At 32.8% G+C, this 25,797-nt stretch carries 21 protein-coding genes; all 21 read left to right on the top strand.

Annotated features, from left to right (window positions below; translation table 11 throughout):
- Positions 1 to 14: 14 nt before the first annotated feature.
- The 21 genes from ACTCDL_RS03125 to ACTCDL_RS03025 all read left to right on the top strand — a co-directional run bounded on the left by ACTCDL_RS03125 (position 15) and on the right by ACTCDL_RS03025 (position 25,575).
- The gene (locus ACTCDL_RS03125; protein ID WP_463173937.1) at positions 15 to 935 is read left to right on the top strand and encodes an acyl-CoA dehydratase activase-related protein; all 921 of its coding nucleotides are present in this window, start codon (positions 15 to 17) and stop codon (positions 933 to 935) included.
- Positions 936 to 2,033: a 2-hydroxyacyl-CoA dehydratase gene (locus ACTCDL_RS03120; RefSeq protein WP_463173935.1), complete on the top strand. Its 1,098-nt coding sequence runs from the start codon at positions 936 to 938 to the stop codon at positions 2,031 to 2,033.
- Complete coding sequence (locus ACTCDL_RS03115; protein WP_463173933.1) at positions 2,030 to 2,980, top strand: acyl-CoA dehydratase activase; 951 nt, start codon at positions 2,030 to 2,032, stop codon at positions 2,978 to 2,980. Before ACTCDL_RS03120 ends, ACTCDL_RS03115 begins: the two co-directional genes overlap by 4 nt.
- A 474-nt stretch (positions 2,981 to 3,454) precedes the next feature.
- Positions 3,455 to 5,749, top strand: a complete 2,295-nt coding sequence (locus ACTCDL_RS03110; protein ID WP_463173932.1) for a TolC family protein — start codon at positions 3,455 to 3,457, stop codon at positions 5,747 to 5,749.
- 18 nt (positions 5,750 to 5,767) lie between these two features.
- The gene (locus ACTCDL_RS03105) at positions 5,768 to 6,994 is read left to right on the top strand and encodes an efflux RND transporter periplasmic adaptor subunit (protein WP_463173931.1); all 1,227 of its coding nucleotides are present in this window, start codon (positions 5,768 to 5,770) and stop codon (positions 6,992 to 6,994) included.
- Between the two features lie 16 nt (positions 6,995 to 7,010).
- Positions 7,011 to 10,166 (top strand): efflux RND transporter permease subunit, encoded by a 3,156-nt coding sequence (locus tag ACTCDL_RS03100; protein ID WP_463173929.1) that lies wholly within the window; start codon positions 7,011 to 7,013, stop codon positions 10,164 to 10,166.
- Between the two features lie 66 nt (positions 10,167 to 10,232).
- Positions 10,233 to 12,074 carry a patatin-like phospholipase family protein gene (locus ACTCDL_RS03095; RefSeq protein WP_463173927.1) on the top strand — a complete coding sequence of 614 codons (1,842 nt, stop codon included), beginning with the start codon at positions 10,233 to 10,235 and terminating at the stop codon, positions 12,072 to 12,074.
- A 133-nt stretch (positions 12,075 to 12,207) separates the two neighbouring features.
- Positions 12,208 to 12,789 carry a TetR/AcrR family transcriptional regulator gene (locus ACTCDL_RS03090; RefSeq protein ID WP_463173925.1) on the top strand — a complete coding sequence of 194 codons (582 nt, stop codon included), beginning with the start codon at positions 12,208 to 12,210 and terminating at the stop codon, positions 12,787 to 12,789.
- A 241-nt stretch (positions 12,790 to 13,030) separates the two neighbouring features.
- Complete coding sequence (locus ACTCDL_RS03085) at positions 13,031 to 13,414, top strand: RidA family protein (protein WP_463173923.1); 384 nt, start codon at positions 13,031 to 13,033, stop codon at positions 13,412 to 13,414.
- A gap of 431 nt (positions 13,415 to 13,845) precedes the next feature.
- A complete protein-coding gene (locus ACTCDL_RS03080; RefSeq protein WP_463173921.1) occupies positions 13,846 to 14,781 on the top strand; it encodes a DMT family transporter in 936 nt (311 codons plus the stop codon).
- Between the two features lie 321 nt (positions 14,782 to 15,102).
- The gene (locus ACTCDL_RS03075; protein WP_463173919.1) at positions 15,103 to 16,791 is read left to right on the top strand and encodes a GspE/PulE family protein; all 1,689 of its coding nucleotides are present in this window, start codon (positions 15,103 to 15,105) and stop codon (positions 16,789 to 16,791) included.
- A 302-nt stretch (positions 16,792 to 17,093) separates the two neighbouring features.
- Positions 17,094 to 18,326, top strand: a complete 1,233-nt coding sequence (locus ACTCDL_RS03070; RefSeq protein WP_463173918.1) for a type II secretion system F family protein — start codon at positions 17,094 to 17,096, stop codon at positions 18,324 to 18,326.
- A gap of 362 nt (positions 18,327 to 18,688) precedes the next feature.
- On the top strand, positions 18,689 to 19,120 hold the full coding sequence (locus tag ACTCDL_RS03065; RefSeq protein WP_463173917.1) for a type IV pilin protein: 432 nt from the start codon (positions 18,689 to 18,691) through the stop codon (positions 19,118 to 19,120).
- Positions 19,121 to 19,279: 159 nt separating this feature from the next.
- Positions 19,280 to 19,693, top strand: a complete 414-nt coding sequence (locus ACTCDL_RS03060; RefSeq protein WP_463173915.1) for a type IV pilus modification PilV family protein — start codon at positions 19,280 to 19,282, stop codon at positions 19,691 to 19,693.
- Positions 19,694 to 19,716: 23 nt separating this feature from the next.
- Positions 19,717 to 20,238: a prepilin-type N-terminal cleavage/methylation domain-containing protein gene (locus ACTCDL_RS03055; RefSeq protein WP_463173913.1), complete on the top strand. Its 522-nt coding sequence runs from the start codon at positions 19,717 to 19,719 to the stop codon at positions 20,236 to 20,238.
- 43 nt (positions 20,239 to 20,281) lie between these two features.
- Positions 20,282 to 21,736, top strand: a complete 1,455-nt coding sequence (locus tag ACTCDL_RS03050) for a LamG-like jellyroll fold domain-containing protein (protein WP_463173911.1) — start codon at positions 20,282 to 20,284, stop codon at positions 21,734 to 21,736.
- A 52-nt stretch (positions 21,737 to 21,788) separates the two neighbouring features.
- Positions 21,789 to 22,646 carry a pilus assembly protein PilM gene (gene pilM / locus ACTCDL_RS03045; RefSeq protein WP_463173910.1) on the top strand — a complete coding sequence of 286 codons (858 nt, stop codon included), beginning with the start codon at positions 21,789 to 21,791 and terminating at the stop codon, positions 22,644 to 22,646.
- A gap of 25 nt (positions 22,647 to 22,671) precedes the next feature.
- Positions 22,672 to 23,196 (top strand): PilN domain-containing protein, encoded by a 525-nt coding sequence (locus ACTCDL_RS03040; RefSeq protein ID WP_463173908.1) that lies wholly within the window; start codon positions 22,672 to 22,674, stop codon positions 23,194 to 23,196.
- A gap of 2 nt (positions 23,197 to 23,198) precedes the next feature.
- The gene (locus tag ACTCDL_RS03035; RefSeq protein ID WP_463173907.1) at positions 23,199 to 23,687 is read left to right on the top strand and encodes a hypothetical protein; all 489 of its coding nucleotides are present in this window, start codon (positions 23,199 to 23,201) and stop codon (positions 23,685 to 23,687) included.
- Positions 23,688 to 24,206, top strand: a complete 519-nt coding sequence (locus ACTCDL_RS03030) for a hypothetical protein (RefSeq protein WP_463173906.1) — start codon at positions 23,688 to 23,690, stop codon at positions 24,204 to 24,206.
- Positions 24,207 to 24,237: 31 nt separating this feature from the next.
- Positions 24,238 to 25,575: a type II secretion system protein GspD gene (locus tag ACTCDL_RS03025; protein ID WP_463173905.1), complete on the top strand. Its 1,338-nt coding sequence runs from the start codon at positions 24,238 to 24,240 to the stop codon at positions 25,573 to 25,575.
- The last annotated feature ends 222 nt before the right edge of the window (positions 25,576 to 25,797 follow it).

The following is a 25,797-nucleotide window of genomic DNA, read 5'->3' as shown; positions in this document are numbered from 1 at the left end:
AAGGAGTTGGTTTAGTGAAACCTAAAATAGGTATACCACAAGCTTTGCTATACCATAGATATTATCCAGCTTGGAATAAGTTCTTTGAAGAGTTAGACTGTGAAGTAGTAGATTCTAAGGTCTCTACTAAAGAGACAGTAGATGCTGGAGTTAGGTTGGCAGTAGATGAAGCCTGTCTACCTGTCAAATTATTTTTAGGTCATGTTCAATACCTAAAAAATAAGGTTGATTATTTATTTGTTCCTAGAGTTGTCAGTATAGAATCTAAAGAGTATTTATGCCCTAAATTTATGGGGTTACCTGATATGGTAAGATATAATATTGATGATTTGCCGACTATAATTGATACTACTTTAAATTTAAGAGATAGCAAAATAAATCTATTCAAAGCAGCATTAGAGGTAGGAGAGGTATTGGGCAAGGGTACTTGGCAAGTCAATAAAGCATTATGGAAGGCCTTAAGAGAGTTAAGAAAGTATAGAAGTGAGAGGAAAGGTAAGATCAATTCTAAAGCCAACTATAAGATTGGGGTTTTAGGTCATGAGTACATTATCTATGACCCTCATATTAGTATGAACTTAATAGCTAAGCTAAGGAAGATGGGAGTAGAAGTTATAACAGCAGAGATGCTATCAAAACCAGCCTTAAAGAAGGGGGTAGCACATCTATCAAAGGATATGTTCTGGACATTAAGTAAACAGATGTTAGGAGCAGGACATCACTTTTTTGATCGCAATGACATAGATGGAATTATTCAATTAACAGCTTTTGGCTGTGGACCAGATTCTTTGGTTGGAGAGATGATAGAAAGAGAGGCAAAGCGAAGAAGAAAGCAACCCTTTATGACCTTGAATTTAGATGAACATACTGGTGAAGCAGGGTTACTGACTCGTTTAGAAGCCTTTATAGATATGATCAAGTGGGAGGGGATATAAATGAAGGTGACATTTCCCCATATGGGAACTATGTCGATTGCTGTTAAAACTCTATTGATAGAATTAGGATTAGAGGTTGTACTACCACCTCCTATTACTCAAAAGACTTTAGATTTAGGTGTTAAAAATTCTCCTGAATTTGCTTGTCTACCGCTTAAGTTGAATATAGGTAATTATATTGAAGCTTTAGAAACTGGAGCAGATACGATTATTATGGGGGGAGGTATTGGGCCTTGTCGTTTTGGCTATTATGGTGAGGTACAAAAGGATATATTAAGGGACTTGGGTTATGACTTTAATATGGTCATCTTTGAGCCACCACAAGGTCATTGGAGAGAGTTTTATAAGAGTTTGAAATTATTATTAGGAAATATCTCTTGGACTAAGGTCTATACTGCTTGGAAGAAAGGATGGGCAAAAGCACAGGCTTTAGATCAGATTAGTAGGCTGACAAATCAGAGCAGACCTTATTTGGTAAAACGAAAAGAAGCAACAAAAATCTATAAAAGGGGCTTAAAGTTGATTGATCAGGCTCAAAATATCTCAGAAACTGAAGCTGCTATAAAAAGAATAAGAACAGATTTTGATTCTTTAGAAAGAATTGAAGACTTTCAACCTTTGAAAGTAGGTTTAGTTGGAGAGATTTATGTTATCTTAGAACCCTTTACCAATTTGCACATAGAAGAGAAGTTAGGTGAGTTGGGAGTATTAGTAGATAGATCTATTTATTTATCGGAATGGATAGAAGAACATCTTTATCTAGGAATCTTTAGAGACAATAAACATCGCAATCATATACAAGAGCTGGCAAGCCCATATTTAAATCACTTTGTGGGAGGGCATGGTCTAGAATCAGTAGGTGAAACTGTAATGTATGCTAAAGAAGGCTTTGATGGAGTGGTTCATCTAGGGCCTTTTACCTGTATGCCAGAGATTATAGCTCAGAGTATATTGCCAACTGTGAGCAAAGATTTAGATATACCTGTCTTATCATTAAGTTTGGATGAGCATACTGGTGATGCAGGTTATATTACTAGACTAGAAGCCTTTGTAGATCTATTAGCTCGTAAAGAAGAGAAGGAGGAATTAATAGTATGAAAGCAGGTTATATGGGTATAGATGTGGGGTCGGTTAGTACCAATATTGCCATTATTGATGAAGATAAAGATGTCTTAGAGAGTTTATATCTTAGAACAAATGGACAACCTATCCGTGCAATTCAAGAAGGATTGATGAGAATCCAAGAGTTGATAGATATTAAAATTCTGGGAGTAGGTACTACAGGTAGTGCTAGAAACTTAGCTGGAGTGATTGTAGGAGCAGATGTAATTAAGAATGAGATCACAGCCCATGCAGTAGCAGCTTCTACTGTAGTTAAAGGGGTACAGACAGTTTTAGAGATTGGTGGGCAAGATTCAAAGATTATCATCTTACGTGATGGTATTGTTATTGATTTTGCTATGAATACAGTCTGTGCAGCAGGAACTGGATCATTTTTAGATCAACAAGCCAGCCGTTTGGATATTCCAATTGAAGAATTTGGCTCTCTTGCATTAGGTGCTAATAGCCCAGTTAGAATAGCAGGTCGCTGTTCTGTCTTTGCAGAGTCTGATATGATACATAAACAGCAATTAGGTCATAATTTAGAGGATATTATTGCAGGTCTTTGCCAAGCCTTAGTTAGAAATTATCTAAATAATGTGGGAAAAGGAAAAGAAATTTTAGGTCCAGTAGTATTTCAAGGTGGAGTAGCGGCTAATCAGGGAATTAAAGTAGCTTTTGAAGAGGAACTTGGAGTAGAAGTTATAGTACCAGAGTATCATAATGTGATGGGGGCTATTGGTTCAGCAGTCTTAGCCCAAAGTGCGGTTAAGAAGAAGAAAAGCACATCATTTAAGGGCTTTGATACTTCTAGCTTCGATTATCATGTCTCCAGTTTTGAGTGTAACTCTTGCCCCAACCATTGTGAGATTATTAATATTCACCAAGAAGATGAGATAATTGCTCGCTGGGGTTCTAAATGCCCTAAATGGGAGGCAGTTTAGAATTTGATCATCACAAATTAATTTTGTAATAAAAGATATTTTGTAGTATAAATAATCTTGACAACTTTGTTAAAATTATTTATACTATAAATTAATGATACTGACTGGTCAGTTTTGTCGACCTATATTCTATCTATATAAATTGAATTAAAGGTTTTCATATTAAAATCAATACCCAAAGAAAATTTAGACACAGATTTACATTGATAAATACAGATTAAAAATTAAATAAATTTAGGTTTTAAATCAGGTCTTAATCAGATTTTAGTCTGTGTCAAAAAAGGTTTTGATTTATATATTTTTATGAAAATTATTAGTTTAACTTATATACATATTAATTTTTAAGACAAATTCTTATAACTGTTATAAGTAATATAAGGGAGGTATAAGTAATGAACTAAACTAATTCTTATAAAGAAGTAAAAATAAATTCATAATTATTTGATATAGTAAAAAGGTGGAGGTGTAATTTTGATGAAAAGGAATTTAGTGTTTTGTTTAATGTTTTTTATATTAGCTACTTTATTTATGTCTAATATAAGTGATGCTAAAGAAGAGAATCAAATTCAGTTATCTAAAGTAAATATAGGTATAATTTATGAGGGTGATGATGACTTTAATTTAAAGTTGAAAAGTAAGGTTGAAGAAGAGATATTAAACATATTATCTGAAGAATATCAAATTAAGTTCAGTGAATTTAAAGCAGATAATTTAGAAGTTCAAAATATGATAGTAGATAAATTGTTAAGTGATCAGAATATAGATGTGATTATTCCAACTGGAATTTTAAGCTCTTATGCTGTTATGAATAGAGATGATCTATCAAAGCCAGTTATAGCACCTTTTATAATTGATAGTAAAAGTACTGAACTTGCTATTAAGGAAAATAAGAGTGGAATTAATAATCTAAATTTTATAACTTCTAATTCTATTGTAGAAAGGGATATTAAAGCTTTTAAGAAGTTAGCTGATTTTAACAAGATAACTTTTATAATAGCTAAAGAATTTAATCAAGGTGTGAAAAACTTACCTAAGTTATTAAAAGAAGCTGGAGAGAAGAATGGTGTAAAGGTAGATTATATATATGCTAATCAATCTAAAGAAGATATTATCAAGCAATTAGATAAAGTAGAAGTAGCTTATCTATCGCCATTAGTAAAAGACAGTAAAAGATCTATGGTTTTAGATGAACTTAAGAAGAGAGATATTCCTATTTTTGCATTAGCAGATATGGTAAAAGGGAATCAGGGGATATTAGCAGGATATTCCCATGACAAAGCAATTGACGTTAGGGCTAGAGCTACAGCTCTTAATCTAGAGTTAATTTTAGCTGGAAAAAAAGCAGCTAATCTACCTGTATATATCGATAAAAGTGATGAAGAATTACTTATAAATATGAAAGTAGCAAGAGAAATAGGAGTTTTACCTGACTGGGATTTATTAAAGAGTGCTAAATTAATTAATCAGGATAATTTAGCTCAAAAAGAGTTGACTTTACAAGAATCATTAAAGATGGCGATCAATAATAATTTAGATTTGGAAGCCAAAAGCAAGGATTTAGCTCTAGCAGAGAAGAATTTAAAGAAGGCTAAAAATAATAAAAAGCCAAAGTTAGATTTAAATACAACCTATTCACAGATAGATGAAGATAGAGCACTATTGGGTGTGGCAAGTGAGCAGAAGCTAACAGGAGGAATAAAGCTTGAACAGCTGATATTCAGTGAAGATGCAAATGCTAATATAGATATTAAAGAGAAGCTCTATCAACAAGAGAGAATAAAGTTAAAAAAGGAGAAGTTAGATTTAACTTTAGAGACTATCAAATCTTATATTAATACCTTAAAAGCAAGAGCAGATATTAGATTACAAGAAGAGAATATCAAGTTAACTAAAGATAATTTGAATATAGCAAGAACTAAGCATGAGATTGGTGCTACTGGACCTGCTGATATCTATAGATGGGAGAGTCAACAGTCAGTAGAGCTAAGTGGATTATCAGAGACAGAAAGTCAGTTAAAGATGGTGAAGGATAATCTAAAAAGGACTTTAGACCTTCCTTTAACTGAGGATATCAGGCTCAAAGAGATAGATACTGCTGATATTTCTCAAGGGCTGGCTGATAAATTCAATGTTAATAATCCTTGGAAGCTAGAAGAGATAAGTACTAACTTGGTTCAAGAGAGTATTGAAAACTCTCCAGAGATAGCCACTTTAGATTATCTAATTGAAGTTAAACAAAGAGAGTACCAGATGAAGAAGAGAAAGTATTATTTACCACAAGTAGGCCTATCTGCTAAATATGATACCTACTTTAACCATTGGGGCATTAATGGTCCACCGACTGCTCCAGATGCACATGGTGATGATGAGTGGAGTATCGGTATCCAAGCCTCCTTCCCATTATATGATGGTGGAAATAAAGAGGTTGAGTTGACAAAGGTGGAACAAGAGATTGAACAGTTACAGAAGAAAAGAGAATCTGTAGCAAAGAAGATAGAGCAGAATCTTAGAAATAAAGTTACTGCTGCTAATACTGAATATAGAAAGAATAAGTACTCTCAAGATGCAGTTGAAAGTGCTTATAAGAGTTTAGAGCTGGTTAGAGATGCTTACTCTAAAGGTCTTGTCTCTATTTCAGAGCTGTTAGATGTTCAATCGGCATTAATAAATGCTAAAAGACAAGAGTTTGTTACAAATTACAATTACTTAATTGCCATAGCAGAGGTTCAAAGAGCATTGGGAAGCTTTAATATTGTTAATATTAATTAGTTTTAAAGGAGGAAGAAGATGAGAAGATTAAAGGGTGTATTTATATTATTGTCGTTGACCATTTTATCTTTAATAGTAGCAGGATGTAATAGTTCATCAACAGAAGAACAAACTGTTGAAAAGACTATCAGACCTGTAGAGTATCAACAGGTAGAGTTGAAGAGAATTAACTCAATTTATTCTTATTCAGGAACACTTGAGCCTAATGTAAGGACAAATGTTAGTTTTAGAGTTCCAGGAAAGATAAAGGATATCTTTGTGGAAGTAGGAAATAAAGTTACTAAGGGTCAACTGTTAGCAGAATTGGATGATAGTGATTATAAATTACAGGTAAAGTCTGTAGAAGCTGGTTTGATGCAAGCCAAAGGTGGAGTCAGTAGTGCTTTAGCTAAGGCCTCTCAAGTAGAGTCTGCAATAGTTAGTGTAAAAGCCCAGCTTACAGAAGCAACTAATAACTTTGATAGAGTTAGAAGACTATATGAGAATAATAATATAGCTAAAGCTGATTATGATAAGGCCAAGGCAGCCAAAGAGTCAATTGAAGCAAAGTTAAAGCAGGTTAAAGCACAATTAACTGAAGCTAAAGAGGGTATAGAGGCTGCTAAAGCAAGAGTAGCTTCATATCAGAGTCAGTTAGAATTGGCTAAATTAAAATTAGAGTATACAGAACTAAGAGCACCAATCTCTGGAACTATAGCTCAAAAAAATTATGAAGCAAATGAGAATATCAATGCAGGTATGCCTGTCTTTACCCTTGATGGGGATCAAGGTTTTGAAGTGAAGGTATTTGTTGATGAGAATTTAATCTCAAAGGTAAAAGAGGGTCAGCAGGTATCAGTAGAGGTTACAGCTATTGATAAATCCAATCTTATAGGGGTAGTAGATGAGATAGGAAGACAGATCAGAGGATATAAAGGAAACTATCCAGTGACTATCAGTATAGCTAAAGATTTAGAGGATTTAAAGGCTGGAATGACTGCTAAGGCTAATTTTAGCTTTTCAGATGAGAATAAGAGGTTAACTTTACCAGTATCAGCAGTAGCAGCTGATGAAGGAGGTAATTTTGTATATACACTAAGTAACTTATCTGATGGACGTGCTAGAGTCAATAAAGTTAGAGTAAAGGTAGGAAGACTTAATTCTAAGGGTATAGAAGTAGTAGCTGGTTTAAATGAAGGAGAGTTTGTAGTAACTAAAGGTGTAACTCAAATAGTAGATAATCAAGAGGTACGGTTATTAAAATAGAGGGGAGGGGCAACCCATGGGATTTACTGAATTAGCAATTAAGAAGAAGTATGTTACCTTTACTTTAATTGCTTTATTGATTATAGGTGGAGTTAGAGCTTACTTTAATCTACCTAAATCTGAGAATCCAGGTTTTATTATTAAGACTGCAACAATAATAACTTATCTGCCAGGAGCCAGTCCAGATAAGGTTGAAAATCTAATCTCTGATAAGATTGAAGAGGCAGTCAAGGAGATACCAGAGTTAGATTATGTAGAAAGTACAAATAAAACAGGTTTTTCCTTGGTAAAGGTCAACATAGAAACAAAGTATAAGGATCTTAGACCAATTTGGGACAGTATGAGAAGAAAGGTCAATGCTATCAAAAGCCAATTGCCTTCAAATAGTATAGGTCCTATCATCAATGATGAATACGGTGATGTATTTGGAACTATAATTGGAGTTACAGGAGAAGATTATAGTTATGGCGAACTAGAAGATATGGTTAAAGATATGCGTGATGAGCTATTAACTATAGATGAGGTCGCAAAGGTAGACATAGTTGGTAAACAAGAGAAGAGAATCTTTATAGAGTATGATAATGCTAAATTAGCTGAACTAGGAATCTCTCCATATCAATTACAACAGATTTTAACAGGTAGGAATATCATCCTCTCAGGTGGAAATATAGAATTAGGATCAGAAAGAATACCTCTTGAGCCCACAGGAGATTATAAGGATTTAGATGATATTAAGAACACTATAATTACACTTCCTGATGGAAATAAGGTTTATTTAGAGGATATAGCTGAGGTTAAAGAAGGCTATATCGATCCTGCTCGTTCTAAGATGAGAGTAGATGGTAAACCAGCTTTAGGTTTGGCTATCTCTATGAAAGATGGAGGTCAAATTACTAAATTAGGAGAAAAAGTAAAGAAGAAAGTGGAGTACTTTAAAAGTCAATATCCTATTGGGGTTGACTTTGACTTTATTGCATTACAATCAAATCTAGTTGAAAAGAAAGTAAGTAGCTTTACTGCTAACTTAATTCAGAGTACTTTAACGGTTATAGCAGTTTTGCTGATATTCTTAGGTTTGAAGGAAGGAATCTTGGTATCTACTTTAGTTCCTGTGGTAATTGCGATTACCTTCTTATTGATGTCTGTTTTTGGAATAGGAATAGATACCATCTCCCTAGCAGCTCTTATAATATCTTTAGGAATGTTAGTTGATAACTCTGTTGTTATGGCAGAGTCGATTATAGTTAAGTTAGAAGAGGGAATGGATAAGTTAGAGGCAGCCATCTCATCAGCTAAGGAACTTAAGGTGCCTTTATTGGTAGCTTCTTTAGTAACTTGTGCTGCTTTCTCTCCGATAGGTTTTGCTAAATCTAATGTAGGAGAGTTTGCTGGAGGAATTTTTAAGGTAGTAGCTCTAGCCTTGATGACCTCTTGGATCTTATCCTTAACTATGGTACCTTTATTTGCTGTTTTATTCTTAAAGATTGATAAGAAGGAAGAAGCATATAATGGAAAGGTCTATAGAGCTCATAATAAAATATTGTTAACTCTTATGAAGCATAAAATAGTATTTGTGATTTTGGTATTGTTGATAATCTTTTTAGGAGTCAAGGGTATGGGATTAGTTCCTAAAGTATTTATGCCTAAAGATAAGAAGACGGTGATGACCTTTGAGGTTCAACTACCTAAGGGGACTTCAATTGAGAGAACAGAAGAGGTTGCCAAAAATATAGATAAGTATATTGAAGATGAGTTAAAGGTAAAACCTGAAAAAGAAAAGGTTAATTTCTTTAAGCAATTATTAGCTGGTGGAACCTTAGTAAAATATAAAGATGAAGGAATATTAAATTGGGGAACATTTATTGGGCAAGGAGCTCCAAGGTTTACTTTAGCCTATAGTGCTGAATTAAATAGTCCAGAATACATCTATTTCTTAATTAATACAACTTCTGTTGGTGTTATTCAAGATTTAATCCCTAAATTAGAAGGGCATGCTATCAATCAATTCCCTGATTCCGAAGTTAAAGCTTCTAGATTGGAGATTATGCCAGTTGGTAAGCCAATTCAAATTAGGGTGTCAGGTAAGGATATGGATAAGCTTTATGATATAGTCAACTCAGTTAAAGATAAGTTAAGAACAATTAATGGAGTAGAGGATATCAGTGATGATTGGGGTCTAAGGACTAAGAAGTTAAGAATTGATATAGATCAGGATAGATTAGAAAAGGCAGGTTTGAGTAATAAAGATGTAGCCATCTCCTTACTAAGTGTTTTAGATGGTGTACAGTTAACAGAGTATAGAAAAGATGAAGATATTATACCAGTAGTTTTAAGGGATAAAAATAGTAGTAATGTAGATATATCTACATTAGAAACAACTAAGGTCTATTCTTTAATGACAGGAAGGTCAGTTCCTTTAAAACAAATAGCTGAAATAAAGGCTTTATGGGAGCCATCTATAATATATAGAAGAGATGGTATTAGAACTATTACTGTCAAGGCAGATACAAGTAATGGGGTTACAGCTGCAGAGATAAACAATCAATTAAAGCCATGGCTTGATAATAAACAGGCAAATTGGGGTGCAGGATGTAATTATGCCTTTGGTGGAGAGTACGAAGAGTCAACAAAAGCTAATGAATCTATTGGAGCTCAATTACCTATTACTGCATTAGTTATCTTATTACTGCTTGTAATCCAGTTCAACTCTTATAAGAAGCCTTTGACTATTATTTTGATAGTCCCACTTACAATAATAGGAGTAGCAATTGGTTTATTGATTACAGGAAAAGCCTTTGGTTTTATGGAGATCTTAGGTTTGATATCATTGGTTGGAATAATAATCAATAATTCGATTGTGTTAATTGATAGAATTGGTATAGAGTTAGAAGAGTTTAACAGAACTCCACAAGATGCTATTTTAGAGGCTGCTAAGAGAAGATTGAGGCCAATCTTTTTGACCAGTGCAACAACTATTTGTGGTTTATTGCCTCTTTGGTTTAGTGGCGATGCCTTATTTGGGGGGATGGCAGTATCTTTAATCTTTGGATTGTCCTTTGGTCTATTAATAACTCTTATAGCAGTTCCTGTAGTTTATTCGATAGTCTTTAATGTCAAGTATAAAGACTATAATTATAATAATATTAATGAAGGTATGTCTATTGAGAGTTAAATAAATTACAAAAAAAGCCCTTAAAATTAAGGGCTTTTTTGTGAGTTAGGGGGGGTGATGGTTACTGTGTTAAGAAGAAAGTATTTAATTTTAGTACTTCTATTGCTTATACTCTTTAGTAACAAAAGAGGATATACAGCTTTTAATCAAGACAAAAATTTGACCAAGGTATTTAAAGATGATGAGACCTATTTAATAGAAGATTATCAAAGATTTGAAGCAATTCCAAAGCCAGCTGTTGCAGTAGCACTAACAGGTGGTGGGGCTAAGGCATTCTTTAATATAGGTGTTATTAAGGCGTTAAAGGAAGAAGATATTCCAATTGACTTGATTGTAGGAACTAGTATGGGCTCGATTGTAGGAACTATGTATGGAAGTGGAATATCCATTGAACAGATTGAGGAGATAATAACTGATGTTCCCTTTGTTAAGCTATTAGATATTAACTTTATGGGGAATGATTATATTTTAGGAACCACTAAGGTCAATAAATTTCTGGAGGATATAGCACCTTATAAGAGGTTAGAAGATTTTCCTATACCTACAGCTTTGTTAACTTTAGAATTAGATAGTGGTAGTAAATATTTGATTACTACTAATAGAATCTCTAAAGTAATACAAGCCTCTTATGCTATTCCTTATTTCTTTCCACTTTATCAGATGGAGGGGAGATATTTTGCTGATCCTGGAATTTTAGAGAATTCTCCTGCCAAAGCAGCCAAAGTATTAGGAGCAGACTTTGTAATTGCTACAACTATCAAGGCTGAATTAAGTCATGATAGCTATGAAAGTCCAGATAAGATAGTTAATAGATATGTAGATATAGTATCAGAGAATAACAATAGAAGAATAATTAATAATTATTCAGATATAATAATCGAAGCTGATGTTGGAGATTACTCTTTTTTTGACTTTAGTAGTGCAGACAAGTTGATCGAAATTGGATATCAAGCTACTAAAAAGAAGATCAGTCAGATAAAAGAAAAATTAAAATCTAAGAAGATTCCTTTACAGAAAGCCCCAGCTAGAAAGCGATTGAATTTGGCTCAAGAGTTTAATGATATAAAATATGATAGAATGTTGCTTCCCACTTTTCATTTCAAGCCAATTATACATTTTGGACAAGATTATTCTCTTTTCAAGCAAGATTTATTAAGGACTTATATAAATATGCCCCAATATGGTTTTGAATTTGCTAAAGGTAATGTTGGGTTTGAATTTTTAGCAACTAATAATGATACTAAAGACTTAGAAGCAGAGCTTAGGTGGAAGAAGTTAACTGAAAATACTGATATAGTAGCTAAAACGAGAATTGAATCTGATGAAAGAGATGATGGTGAGCTAGGAATTAGATACTATAAAGATGATTACATTTTTGGAACTGGTTTAGGGGTTATCAATAATAATAATTATATCTTTACAGATGCTAGTTATAAGCTAGAACTTAATCAAACTAATTTGGAAGGGGAAGTAGATATCTTTTTTGATAAAGTGGGAGAAGAACCTAAAATCTTAATCTCTAAAAAGACTTCCTTTAAGTTAAATGACAGATGGGATTTAAGACCTAAATTAGTCTTTAATAATAGTAATTTAGTAGAATCACCTATTATTTATCGAGGAGACAAGCCAAATAAGTTTGCTAAATTCCAATGCTCCTTAGATTATGCATATACCTATGAATTTGTAAAAGCAATTCAATTAACCAAGATGATATATATTAAAGATATTGGAGCTTATCTATTTACAGATTATTTAAATGATGATGTATCATCAATGGCTTATGGGTTAGGTCTTAATGGTGATTTTTATCTGTTAGGTCTTAAGCCTGTTAGGATAGATGGTTATCTATCCTATGACCAGAATAATAAGGAACCTGTTATTAAGGTTAATTTAAATTATAATTTTTAAATATTTGTTAATTTTTCTTTTGATTAGTTTTTAGTATATAAAATTGACTAATCACTTTTAATATGATATTTCTAAAAAATAGTTTTTTTAAATCTCTTGATAATTATAATCTTAAAGTTGAGGAGCTGATGGAATGCATCCTAAAAGAGAGAAGATGTTTGCAGCTGCTATAGTGAAGTTTTCTAAAAAAGGGACATCTGCTACAACCATGCAAGAAATTGCAGAAGAAGCTGGCATAGGAAAAGGAACCTTATACCGTTATTTTAAAAATAAAGAAGACTTAATCTCTTCCTTAATTAAATTTGGTCTAAATGATGTATTAGAGAAGGTTAAAAAAGAAATAGCTAAATTAGATGATCCAATTAAGAAGATAGAACAGATAATAACTGTCCAATTAAATTTTTATAAAAATCATGGAGAATTTCATAAATTTCTTACCCGAGAGGTCTGGGGCCATAAACTTAAATTCAAGTATGAGATTAAAGAGATCATGGATAAATATACAGAGATAATTGAAAATGTAATTATAGAAGGAATAGAGCAGAAGAAACTTAAAAAGATGAATCCACTTAATGTTACTATCTCTTTGTTTGGTATGATTTATATAACTTCTGCCCATAGGATTATGTTTGAACAAGATTTTTCAGCAAATGAAATTGAAGAGATTAAAGAAGATATTATGGAAATTTATTTTAATGGAATTACTATAGATTAATTTATCATTTAACTAACAGATTGTGCTAATTAAATTTCAATGTAAATAGTATCTTTTTATGGGGATATTGGGACACTTTTAAAATTAGCGTGAGTGGGTGTGTGAGTGTGAGTAAACCCCAATAAAAAGAAGTTTTACACACACTCATAGCTCACACTCGACACAAAGTGTCGCATTATCTCTATATTATATAATTTTTTACATAGATAAAGAATATTAAAAAAAGCGGAGGGATTAGCTTATGTCTAAAAATATTATTAATAGCAAGCAAGCACCACAGGCTATCGGGCCTTATTCTCAAGCAACTGAGTTGAAGGGAACACTCTTTGTCTCAGGGCAAATACCTATTAATCCAGTAACAGGTGAGTTAGTTGATGGTGGTGTAGAAGAGCAAACTAGACAGGTGCTAGAGAACTTAAAGGCTATTTTAGCAGAAGCAGATTATGAGTTGAAAGATGTAATGAAAGCAGAGCTATTTATCTCTGATATGGATAATTTTAATCAAATCAATGAAGTTTATGGAGAGTACTTTGCCAAAGAGCCACCTGCTAGAGCCTGTGTAGAGGTAAGCAGATTACCTAAAGATGTTAAGATAGAGATATCTTTAGTTGCTATGAAGGGGTAGAAGTAGTAATAAGTGACGAGTAACAAGTTAGGGTTTAGATATAAAGAGTAGAATCGAGTTGATACTCGATTCTACTCTTAAATTATTGGTAGCTGGATTATTTTTTATATAATCAGGAGTGACTTATGCGTGTATTATATTAGTAGAATTATAAGAGTGATATAATATAAAGATATTACGACACTTTTTATAATGATAAATTTACTAGCCACAGGTTTCAACCTGTGGTGATGATGACATTTTTATAATGATAAATTTACTAGCCACAGGTTTCAACCTGTGGTGATGATGACATGTTACACTACGGGTTAAAACCCGTAGCTAAAACTTAAAGTGTCCCAATATCCCCATTAACTGATACTAGGTATACCTAAAAAGCAACTGAAAACAATAACTTAAATTATAATTTCGAGAAAGCAAGGTGGTAGTAGATGTTAGATAAAGAAGATTATCTGCCGATTTTAGCAGGGGTTGCCACATCATTAATCTTTGGGTTCTCTTTTTTATTTACCAAAAAGGCCTTAGATTATTTAGATATCTTTCATTTATTGGCTTTGAGATTTGCCTTTGCAACATTGCTATTAACAATATTGAAAGTTTTAGGAATTATTAAAATAGATTTTAAAGGAAAGAGATTAGGGTTATTGATCTTATTAGGGATCTGTCAACCTGTAGTTTACTTTATCTGTGAAACTATCGGGTTAGAACTGACAACCTCTTCAGAAGCTGGAATGATGATTGCTTTAATTCCTGTATTAGTAACTATTTTGGGAGCTATATTTCTTCAGGAGTTTCCTGATAAGAAGCAATTATTTTTTATTATTATCTCAGTAATTGGGGTTATCTTTATCATTGTGATGAAGGATAATACAGAGGCTAATAGCAATTTATTAGGGATATTTATCTTATTAGGGGCTGTATTCTCTGCAGCATTTTATAATATCATCTCTAGAAAGTCTTCATTACAGTTTAAGCCTATAGAGATAACCTATTTGATGATGTTAATGGGAGCAGGTGTATTCAACTCAATTTCTATCTTTAATCATTTCAGAAAGGGAACTATAACCAATTATTTAGTACCTTTGACTAATTTAGATGTACTTTTTGCTATATTCTATCTAGGGGTTTTATCCTCTGTATTGGCATTCTTCTTGGTCAACTTTACATTATCTAAGTTAGAGGCATCCCGTTCAGCAGTATTTGCTAACTTGACTACAATAATCTCTGTGATTGCAGGTGTTTTCTTCAGAGCTGAGCCTTTTTATTGGTTCCATCTTGTAGGTGGCTTGATGATAATGATGGGGGTATGGGGTACTAATTATTATGGTAGAGTAAAGATAATGGAAGAGAGTAATTTAGATTATTAAATGATTGATATCAATTGATGATGATAATATTGGTTGGGAAGTTAAATTGATGACTTTATTCTTAATAAACAAATCTTAAAATGACTAAAATAGCATAGGATAAATAAAGGGATAGCTTATAAGCTATCCCTTTATTTGGTAAAATCTCCTTAATGATTACATAAGTTACTCTTGATATATAATCTTTGAAAGGAGGAATTATCAATATCTCCATAGAATATAAATACTATAAAAACCTATTTTTCGACAACAATCTACAATAAAATGGGTTTTTATCTAAAAAATAACTTTATTGCTCCTAAATTGAGGAGGAAACAATAGATGGGATTAAATAAAAAGCGCTTAGGCGATATATTGATAGATGAAAATTTAATAAATGAGGGAGATTTACAAGAGGCATTACAGGAACAAAAGAGATCAAATAAGAGGTTAGGGCAGATCTTAGTAGAGTTAGGTTTGGTTACTGAAGAGGAGATTGCAACCTCTTTAAATCACCAGCTAGGTATCTTATTATTGACAGATAGTGATAAGGAGCATATCAGAGATGAGATAATTAGAATTTTAGATGAAGACTACATTAGAGAGAATAGAGTCTTTCCCATTAGAAAAGAGGGTAAGATGTTGATCCTAGCTATGGAGAACCCTCAAAATATTGTAGCTGTTGATGAGATAGAGGAGAAGACCAATTTAGAGGTGATGCCTCGGATTACTACTCCTAGCAATATAGATAGCTTGATTGAGACTTATTTGGGAGAGAGGGAGTTAGAGGAGTTTATTGATAGCATAGATGAAATTGCCTTTGAACAGGTTGTTGACGATGATGAGATAGATCAGAGTCTTTTACAAGAGCAGTTAGAGGATACACCTATTATCAAAACTGTTAACCAGATAATTGTCACAGGGATTCGCCATAAGGCCAGTGATATCCACATTGAACCCATGGAGACAGGAACAAGGGTTAGGTATAGAATTGATGGTGTTTTACACACTGAGATGGTCTTCCATCAGAATATCCATATGGCTTTAGTATCTAGAATCAAAGTTATGAGTGGTTTGGATATAGCTGAGAGGAGAAAGGCTCAAGATGGAAGGATAAATATTGAGTTTGGGAATATCAAAGCAGATTTAAGAATCTCTATTTTGCCTTCTGTGTTAGGGGAGAAGATCGTAATTAGAATCTTTGATAAGACCAATCTAAAATTAAGCTTTAATTCAATCGGTTTTTCAGCAGATAATTTGAGAAAGTTCAAAGAGTTGATTAAAAAACCCAATGGGATGATACTGTTGACAGGTCCTACGGGGAGTGGAAAGACAACCACTTTGTATACAGCTTTAAATTATCTAAATGAAGATACTAAGAATATATTAACTATTGAAGATCCTGTTGAGTATCAGATTGAAGGGATTACTCAGACCCCTGTTAATCCTAAAAAGGATATGACCTTTGCTAGTGTACTAAGGATATTCTTAAGGCAAGATCCAGATATAATTATGGTAGGGGAGATCAGGGATAAGGAGACTGCCGAGACTGCTATTCAGGCTGCTTTAACAGGGCATTTAGTCTTGAGTACCCTTCATACCAATAGTGCTGCAGGAGCAATTAGTCGCTTGGTTAATATGGGAGTAGAACCTTTCTTGATTGCTGATGCTGTTATAGGGGTAGTTGCTCAGCGATTGGTGAGAAAGTTATGCCCTCAATGTAGTAATAGTACTGATATTACAGAGTATCATCTGATTAGGGATTATGTAAGCGCTGATTTTACAGCACTTCAAGCATTAGGCTGTGATTTCTGTAATAATATTGGTTATAAAGGTAGAACTGCTGTCCATGAATTATTAGAGGTTACTCCTAAGATCAAGGAATCTATTGTTGCTAAGGATCCTTCAGATAAGATTGAACAAGTTGCTATTGGAGAAGGGATGACTACCTTATTTAGAGATGGATTAGATAAGGTAAATCAAGGAATAACCAGTATTGAAGAGGTTTTGAGAGTAGCTGATATTAGTTAGAAGAAATCTACAATGTACAGTTCACAATTAAAATTATAAAAATCTATAGCCATCCAACTTTAGAATGAAACAATAGATAGATAGTGCGACACTTTCAGGAATCTGGAATCAGTAGTCAGGAATCATTTATAAACACTGGTTCCAGATTCCAGATTCCTGACACGAAAGTGTCTCAATATATCAATTAAATTACACTTTAGAATTGGAGATCTATACTTAGTTGATTTTTTAGAATTTTGTTTTTAAATTATAGATTGTGTACTGTCAATTGTAAATTACTCTAAGAGTGGGGGTGATATGAGTTGGCTAAAAAATTTCAATATCAAGCCCGAGACTCATCGGGAAGGAAGAAGTCAGGACAGATTGAAGCTCAAGCAAAGCAGGAGGCGCTCACCAAATTAAAGGCGATGGGCTTATTGGTATTAAAACTAGAGGAAGAGAAGAAGAAGTTTGCTTTAAAAGAATACCTCGATAAATTAAATTCTATTGAGATTTTACCAGCTCACGTAGGTTTGAAGGATAAATATATCTTCTGTCGCCAGCTCTCATCTATGATTAGCTCAGGGATTCCAATCGTCAGTGGTTTGCAGTCTTTGGCAAAGCAGGTGGAGAATAAAACCCTAAAAGCTGCTGTTAATGAGCTTGCGATAGAGATTGAGAAAGGAAGAAGCTTCTCTGCTGCCTTAAAGCAGTCTCCTAATATCTTCTCTAACTACTTTATTAGGTTAGTAGAGGTTGGAGAGACTGGGGGCTTTTTAGATCAGACTTTGATGAATTTGGCAGACTATTTTAAGGATCAGAATGAAAAGAAAAAAGAGATAATCTCTAATATTACTTATCCTATCATAACTATGGGATCTTCTATAATTGTACTAGTCTTAATGATGGTCAAGGTCTTGCCTAACTTTATGAAGACCTTTAAAAAGCTGGATGTAGAGTTACCTTTGCCTACTAAAATTTTATTGAGGGTTAGTAATTTTATGAACAGTTACTGGTGGATCTTGTTAATAGGTGTAATTGCTCTAGTGATATCATTTTATTATTATTATCGAAGCGATACGGGAAGATATCAAATCGATAAACTATTATTAAAGGTGCCGATTTTAAAGGAGTTTATTTTAGAGAATTCATTGATTATATTTGCCAAAAACCTAAGTCTCTTAGAAAGAAGTGGAATTCCCTTCTTACAGGCGATGGAGATAGTCAACCAGAATATTAGCAACAGGGCTATCCGCCACAAGCTAAATAGAGCTAGGATTAAGATCAAAGATGGTTTCAATATCACCACAGCTCTCAAACAGCAGGATATCTTTCCTGATATTGCGTTACAGATGATACAGACTGCTGAGAATACTGGAAGCTTAGAGGAGAAGCTCAATGATATTGTCGACTTCTATCAAGATGAGGTGGAGGAGAAGTTTGCTAGGATGATTGCTCTTTTGGAACCAAGTTTGATTATCTTCTTAACCTTTGGAATTGGTGGGATTGTAGCTTCAGTTATCTTGCCAATCTTTAAGATGTCACAAGGGTATTAATTTAGTGTACAGTTGACAGTCAAGGTCAAGAGATAAATAAATGTGAGTATAAGCTATCTACAGCTTATAATATAAATTAAGGTTCAACAACGAACTTTGTGATTAAAGAAATTTGAGTTACAAGAAAAATATAAAAATTCAAGTTTAAAATATATTTAAAAACTAAAATTAGTGGCAACAAATTAACGCGAATTGTACGAATTAAATATTAAATGATTAAATTAAAGATTTAAAAGCTCTTGCTCTAAATTCGCGTCAATTCGAGAGATTCGTTGCCAAAAATATTTAAAATAATTTAAATATAGTATTTTCACAAAATTCGTGGAAGAGCCTAAATTAATAATAAATTAGGAGGAATGAAGATGTTTAAAAATTTAATCAGAAATCAAGAAGGGTTTACTTTACTAGAGTTAATCGTAGTAGTAGCAGTAATTGGTATCTTAGCTGCGATTATCGTACCACAGGTCAGTGATATTCAAGATGATGCTACAGAAAATAGTGTAAGAGCAAGTTTAGCAAATGCTCAAACTGCATTAGAGCAATATAAACTAGATGAAGATAATACTGGTTATCCTGCTGATGAAGATAGTTTATCAGATGCTGGTATTACTATTGATGGTGACTATACTTATTCAACTGGTACTGATAATACAACATATGTCTTATATTACGATGATAAATTTGCTTTGGATAGTGATGATACATCTGCAGATGATTATTTATTTGTAAATAGTTCTCAATCTGGAGTACAGAAACTTGAGGTTACTGGTACTACTAAGCCAACAGCACCATAATTATAATTATTTATTTAAAGATAGAACAATGGGCAATAAATTGCCCATTGTTCTATAAATCAAAGACAGTCTATAATGTAAAGTTTATAGTTATTATCTCAATCACTCAACTGTAAACTGTACACTGTAAATTGTAAATTAAATAAGTGTGGTGATTTAATGAAGTTACAGCAAGAACAAGCAGGCTTTACCTTAATTGAGATAGTTATAGCTACAGCGATCTTAGGAATAGTAGCGGTAGCTTTTAGTAGTTATTGGACTACCAGTAGCCAAGCCTTAGAAGATATTCATCTCAGGACTGTAGCAAGAGAACTGGCTAAGAACTCTTTAGAGGTTTTAAGGGCAGAGGCTGCTTCTTTAGAAGAAGGTGATAATTTTAGTACTTCCTTGCATCAGATAGCTAGCAATCAGAGTGGAGTTATAGAGCTAGATAAGATAGATTTTAGTAGAAGTGTGAGTATAGATAATGCTGGAGATGGATTGAAGAAGGTGATGATAGAGGTTAGCTGGTATCAGGGTGAGCAGAGCTTTAAGCTGACTACCTTGCTTGCCGATAGAAGAAGAATCGATTGAGATAGAGCTTTGAGGTGAGAGGATTGTCAAAGATAGATAATATTAAACTTAGTGATGAGTCAGGCTTTACCTTATTGGAGTTGGTAGTGGTGATTGGTTTGATTGCTTTAATCTCTACCTCTCTGGGGAGTTTGCTAGTTACTCAATTTGAAATGTTTGGTTTTAATACTAAGCAAGGTGCATTAAATGATCAGAGTGAGCTGATCTTTAATTATTTGGAGAGGGATATAGACCGCTCTACAGAAGTATCTATTGAAGATTCTAAAAGGTTAGTTTTAGAGTTGGATATAGATTTAGATAAAGAGACAGATAAGATAGTTAAGTATGAGCAAGAAGGTACTAAACTAAAAAGAATCGTTTATGATGGCAATCAAACTGATAGTATAGCTGATAGTTATATAATCACTGATATGCTTGAGGATATAAATTTCACTAAAGGTCAGAAACAATTGACTATTAAGATTGAATTAAAGAATAAGGATATGGTTAGAGAATTGAATAAAGAATATTATTTATCTGAATACTCTTATATTGAATATGAATAATTACTTAACTAAAAGATTTAAGGGAATAGTGGTGATTTAATAAATGGTTTATAATCAAATTAAGCAAGAAGAAGGTTCGGCTTTATTATTGGTCTTGATACTTATGACTGTAGCTATTACTTTAATTACCACTATGAATAATATTATTTATAGCAGTATCAATCAGACTGAAAAAGAGGAAAAAATGGAGAAAGCAAAATTATTGGCAGAAGGTGGTGTGGAAGTAGCATTAATTAATTATGATAAAGGTACTATTACAACTGAACTCCAAAGCTTGGGAGAAGGAGAATATAGAATTGATGAGGTTAAATTAGTTGAAGATTATTTGCTAATTAAAAGTACTGGAATAATAGAAGGTATAAGCACAAGTATACAGATTAAGAAAAGAATAAGTAATTATTTTGATGGAGTAAATGATTATGAAAGAATAGATTATCGTAGTGAGTTTGATATAAGTAATGCCATTACTATCGAAGCATGGGTTAAGGTGGATGAGAAAGCTAATTTCCCTATTACTTTATTAAGTAGAAGGGATATCTTTAAAGTTTATATAGACAAGAATTCTAAGCTAGCTGTGGATAGCTATACTAAAAATAATGGTGGTGCTCAAACAGTAAGAACCTCTAAACTTGATTTATCTGGGTGGACTCATATAGCAGTAGTATATGAATTTCAAGCAGATAGTGGAAGTGGAGGAGCTAATAGTACTAGTGATGTTCTTTATCCGCCAAATGGTCCACTAAAATATAAAGATAATTTAGCAGATATATCCTATAGTCGAGTGACTTTATATGATCAAAATCAAGAGATAGTATATGATGAAGGAGAACGGGAAGATATAACTTATAGTGGATATGGAAAGTTATATGATCAAAATAATCATTTGAGATATGAAGGTCAATGGAATAATGGGGAATATGATGAAGAGGGAATCTTATATGATCAGAATCAAAAGATGAGATATGAAGGTGGATGGAATAATGGTGAATTTGATGGTGAAGGAATTGTGTATGATCAAAATGGTCGTTTAAGATACGAAGGTGGATGGGATAACGGGGTTTATGATGGAGATGGGAAATTGTATGATCAAAATGGTCGTTTAAGGTATGAAGGTGAATGGAATCAAGGAGAAGCGGATTATGGAAGATACTATGATCAAAATGGAAATTTTGCTTATGAAGGTTATTGGGAGAATGACAAACCTGCTGGAAACGGAAATGGAAACGGAAATAGAAATGGAAATAGAAATGGAAATTATCAATTTTATATAAATGCTAGTAAAGAAAAGAGTGCAGGTAATATCCAAAAATCTCTACCTATCAATACAAATGAATTAGTAATTGGGGCCAATCCTGATTATAGTGAAAAATGGCATGGTTATATTAAAGATTTAAGGATTTGGGATTATGCTAGAAGTCAAGAAGAGATAGCTGATAATAAAGATAAGCATTTAACACCGACTGAAGCGGGACTAATATTTGTTTATCCACAAGATTGATAAGTATAAGAATTTGATATTAATTGGATACTTTAGATTTGGAGGTGAGGGTTTGTTCAACATCTTTAAAAGTTCAGGAAGATTAGGAATAGAAATCAGCAACTCGATTAAGATAGCTGAATTTAAAGAGAATAAGTTTAAAACAGGAGAATACAAGCAGCTAACTATAGAAGAATTGAAAAATTTTACTTCTAAAGATACTATCACTTCCATCAGTACTAAATATATTAAAATAAAATTTATCAAAATTCCCGATGATCTATCAACAAAAGAGATTGAACAGATGGTAGAGCTTGAGTTTGCCGATGATAATTTGGTGATTCAGCATGAGGTAGTAGAATCTTTGCAAGAGAAGTATGTGATAGGATATGGGGTTGAGAAGTTTTTGATTAAAGAGCGTTTTGAGCAGCTAAAAGCTTTAAAGCTAAAGCCTAAAGTTGTAGAAACAGAATTTCATGCCAATATCAGATACTTATATAGCCAATATCCTGATCTCAGTGAGACGGTATCATTGATAGATATTGGCGATAAGACTACAGATTTGATTATTGCTCAAGAAGGAAGGTTGATCTTTTTAAGGAGCTTTGACTTTGCAGGAAGGCATATTACTGAGAAACTCTCTACTATTAATAGAATCTCCGTTGAACAAGCAGAACACTATAAGAAGCAAGGGGTCACTAAAGAGGAATTAAGAATAATATTAGAAGAGCTAAGAAGTCAAATCTATCAATCGATAGATTATTTTCAGTCAGAGTACAAAGTTAGAGTAGCTAAGATATTCTTGACTGGAGGCAGTAGTAATTTTAAAGGATTAAAGAGCTATTTAGAGGGTCAAATTGGAATTGAGACTATCAGATTAGAGGATAATCTATATTCTGTCGCAAAGGGTCTGGCTTTAAGGGGAGAGTAGCTCACTTCATTAAGGGGTGTTTTCTATGGTTAATTTCTTAACTGATGAGTTTTTTAAGAAAGAGAGGATTAATAATCTCCTCTTTATAGGAGTGTTACTAGTAATCATTTTGATCACTTCTATAAGTCATATATATTTGAATTTATATTTAAAGAATAAAGAGTTGGAACTGAAAGAAGAAATAATCAGAACAGAACTATCAGAATTAAATAATAAGCTGCTTAAGGTAAAGGATTTAAAAGATAAAAAAATAAGTATAGAAGAGAAATTAATTGAAAAGAATAAATTTTTAGCAAAGATGGTTTCTGCTACTACTATTTTTAAGGAGCTTGGTTTATTATATTCTGATCAATTATATCTGAAAAACTTTCAATTAAATAATAACAATTTTCAACTTTTAGGTGTTACTACTGGGGTGAAATATTTAAAACAGTTGAATCAAAGGTTAGAAGCATCTGATTTTTTTGATGAGTTTTATTTAGAAGAGATTGATAAGTTAGATGGTGGAATTGAATTTAAGATAAGGGGTACCTTACAGGAAGGAGAGTAGATATGTGGAAAAAAGCACTTATCATGTTACTTATATTGTTATTAATAGGATTTGGATTCTATAAATTTATCTATTATCCCTTATCTACTAAATATCAAGAGAATATTATTCAACTCAATCATCTTCAGACTGAATTAAAGAATAAGAATGTGGAAATATTAGTTTTGCAGAAGTTAGAGGAGGATTATAAGAGATTATTGGCGAGGCTGGAAAGTAGAAATAAGAATAATCTCTTAACTAAGGATAAAGTAAATGCTTTTATTATCACATTAAACAGTTATGAAATTATTAAAAAGGTAGATTTTACACTACCGCCTAAGGGAGAACTATTAATCTCTTTGGAGATCAATGGGGATTTTCAAGAGATATATGATCTTTTAGAGAGTATTGAATATCTCTATAATACCAAAGCTATAAACATCACACAGAGTAAAGAAGAAGTGGTTGTAAATGTATCTCTCCTATTTCCCATAGAGGGGAGTGAGTTATAATTGAGAAAATTGATCATTTTAATACTGTTACTAGGGTTAATTTTTGGATTATACTTCTATCATCAAGATAATTGGACTCAAAGTAGAGAGCAAGTCAAACAATTTAAGGTGAGAATAGATAAAGTTGAGTCTAAAGAGGTGCAAAAGGTAGAGACGGTATCGGAAGATAAACAGCAAATCACAGATAATCATGTTGAACTTAAATCTCCTTTTAATTCTAAGCTAGCAACAGAGATGGCATTGGAACTAAAAGAGAATAATAATACAGGTGAGGTTAAAGAAAGAATTGAAAAAGAGCAGAAGGTAGAGATTCAAAGACCTGACTTTGTTTTAAAAGGGATAGTAATTATTGGCGAATACAAGCGGGTTAATATCCAAGCTGCTGGAGAGTATCAACGGTTGAGTCAAGGTGATATGATAGAGGGTTTTACTCTGGTAAATATTTCTAGAAATAGTGTTACCTTTAAAAAGGATGAGAGCTACTTTGAATTTAGGATTGATGATAGGGATCAAAGGTGATTATATTAGCTATCTTAAACTTTATTTCAGGATGATATATATAGATTATCAAATCTGTCTAAAAAAGGAGGGGAGAATCATTAGAAGAAAGAGGGTTAAGCAATTTATACTACTATTAGTGCTATTATTTTTACTTAATTCTACTGGACAGGCATCATCACAAGATAAGATTAATCTCAATTTTAAGGATATGGATCTAATAGAGGCCTTTAGAATCTTGGCAGAGACAGCAGAAATGAATATAGCTACTGATAGCTCGATCGAGGGGAAGATTACCCTTTATTTAGATAACGTATCTTTTTTGGAAGCAATCGATATTCTAACTAAGACCAATGGTCTAAGCTATAAGGTAATTCATAATACCATCTTTGTTGCTCCTACTGAGAAGATAAAGCAGAATTATGAAACTAAGTTAACTAAAGTCTTTAAACTTAAGAACTCTAATCCAGAAAAGATTAAAGAGAATCTAGACCATTTAATCGATGATGGAGCGATTAAAATTAATCAACGAACCAATAGTCTGATTATCACAACTTATGAAAGTAATTTTAAAGGTATTGAAGAGACTATTAAAGCCTTAGATTATTCTAGAAGGCAGATTGCTCTGCAGGTTCGTTTTGAAGAGGTATCACATACAGGATTAAAGGATTTAGGAGTAAATTGGCAATTCTCAGGTGAAGGTAAGGTAGATGATGGAAGTTCAAGTATAACACCAACGCTAAAAATTGGTAATTTAAACTTTGATTATAGTGTCTCTTTAGAGGCTTTAGAGAGTTCAGGGGTAGCCAATGTTTTGGCAAATCCCAAGATTACAACGATTGAAGGTGAAGAGGCCAATATTAATATCGGTGATGAGATTCCTATCCTAACGACTAAGACAACAAAGGAAGATGATGGTGAGACCTCTCAAGAGATAGAGTTTAAGAATATTGGGATTGATTTGAAGATAACCCCTAAGATAACTGATGATAATAATATCTTCATCGATTTACAGCCAGAGATAACAACCTTTTTAGATTGGGTGGAGATTAATGGGACTCGTTATCCCACAGTTAGTATCAAAAAAGTTGGAACTAAGGTCAAAGTCAATAGTGGAGAGACACTAGCTATTGGTGGATTGATTCAAGAGAAAGAATATGAGACTATGTCTAAAGTTCCTCTATTAGGTGATTTACCTGTTTTGGGCAAGCTTTTTAGCCAAAAGAATGTGGAAAGTGAAAAAAGAGAGTTGATTATCTTTATTACTCCAAAGATTATTGATGATGATAGTAATCTAGATATTCTGACTGAAACACAAGAACAGAAATCTTCTTTAGAAAAGCAAAATACCAATGATAATCAAAAAAATATAACTTTGAAGAAAGAGTAGAAGCTATTATGAAAAGTTTACTAATTGAGTACCACATTTAGTTGTGGTACTGAATAATTTTTATATTAATTCAATCTATATATGGGTGTTTGAATTCAAAATGAAACTTAATGGAGATAATGGGACAGTTTTTATAATGATAAATTTACTAGCCACAGGTTTCAACCTGTGGTGATGGTGACATGTTACACTACGGGTTAAAACCCGTAGCTAAAACTTAAA

Source organism: Orenia sp. (assembly GCF_055140805.1).
Note: the sequence above shows the minus strand (reverse complement) of the source record. Positions and strands in the feature narration are given on the sequence as shown.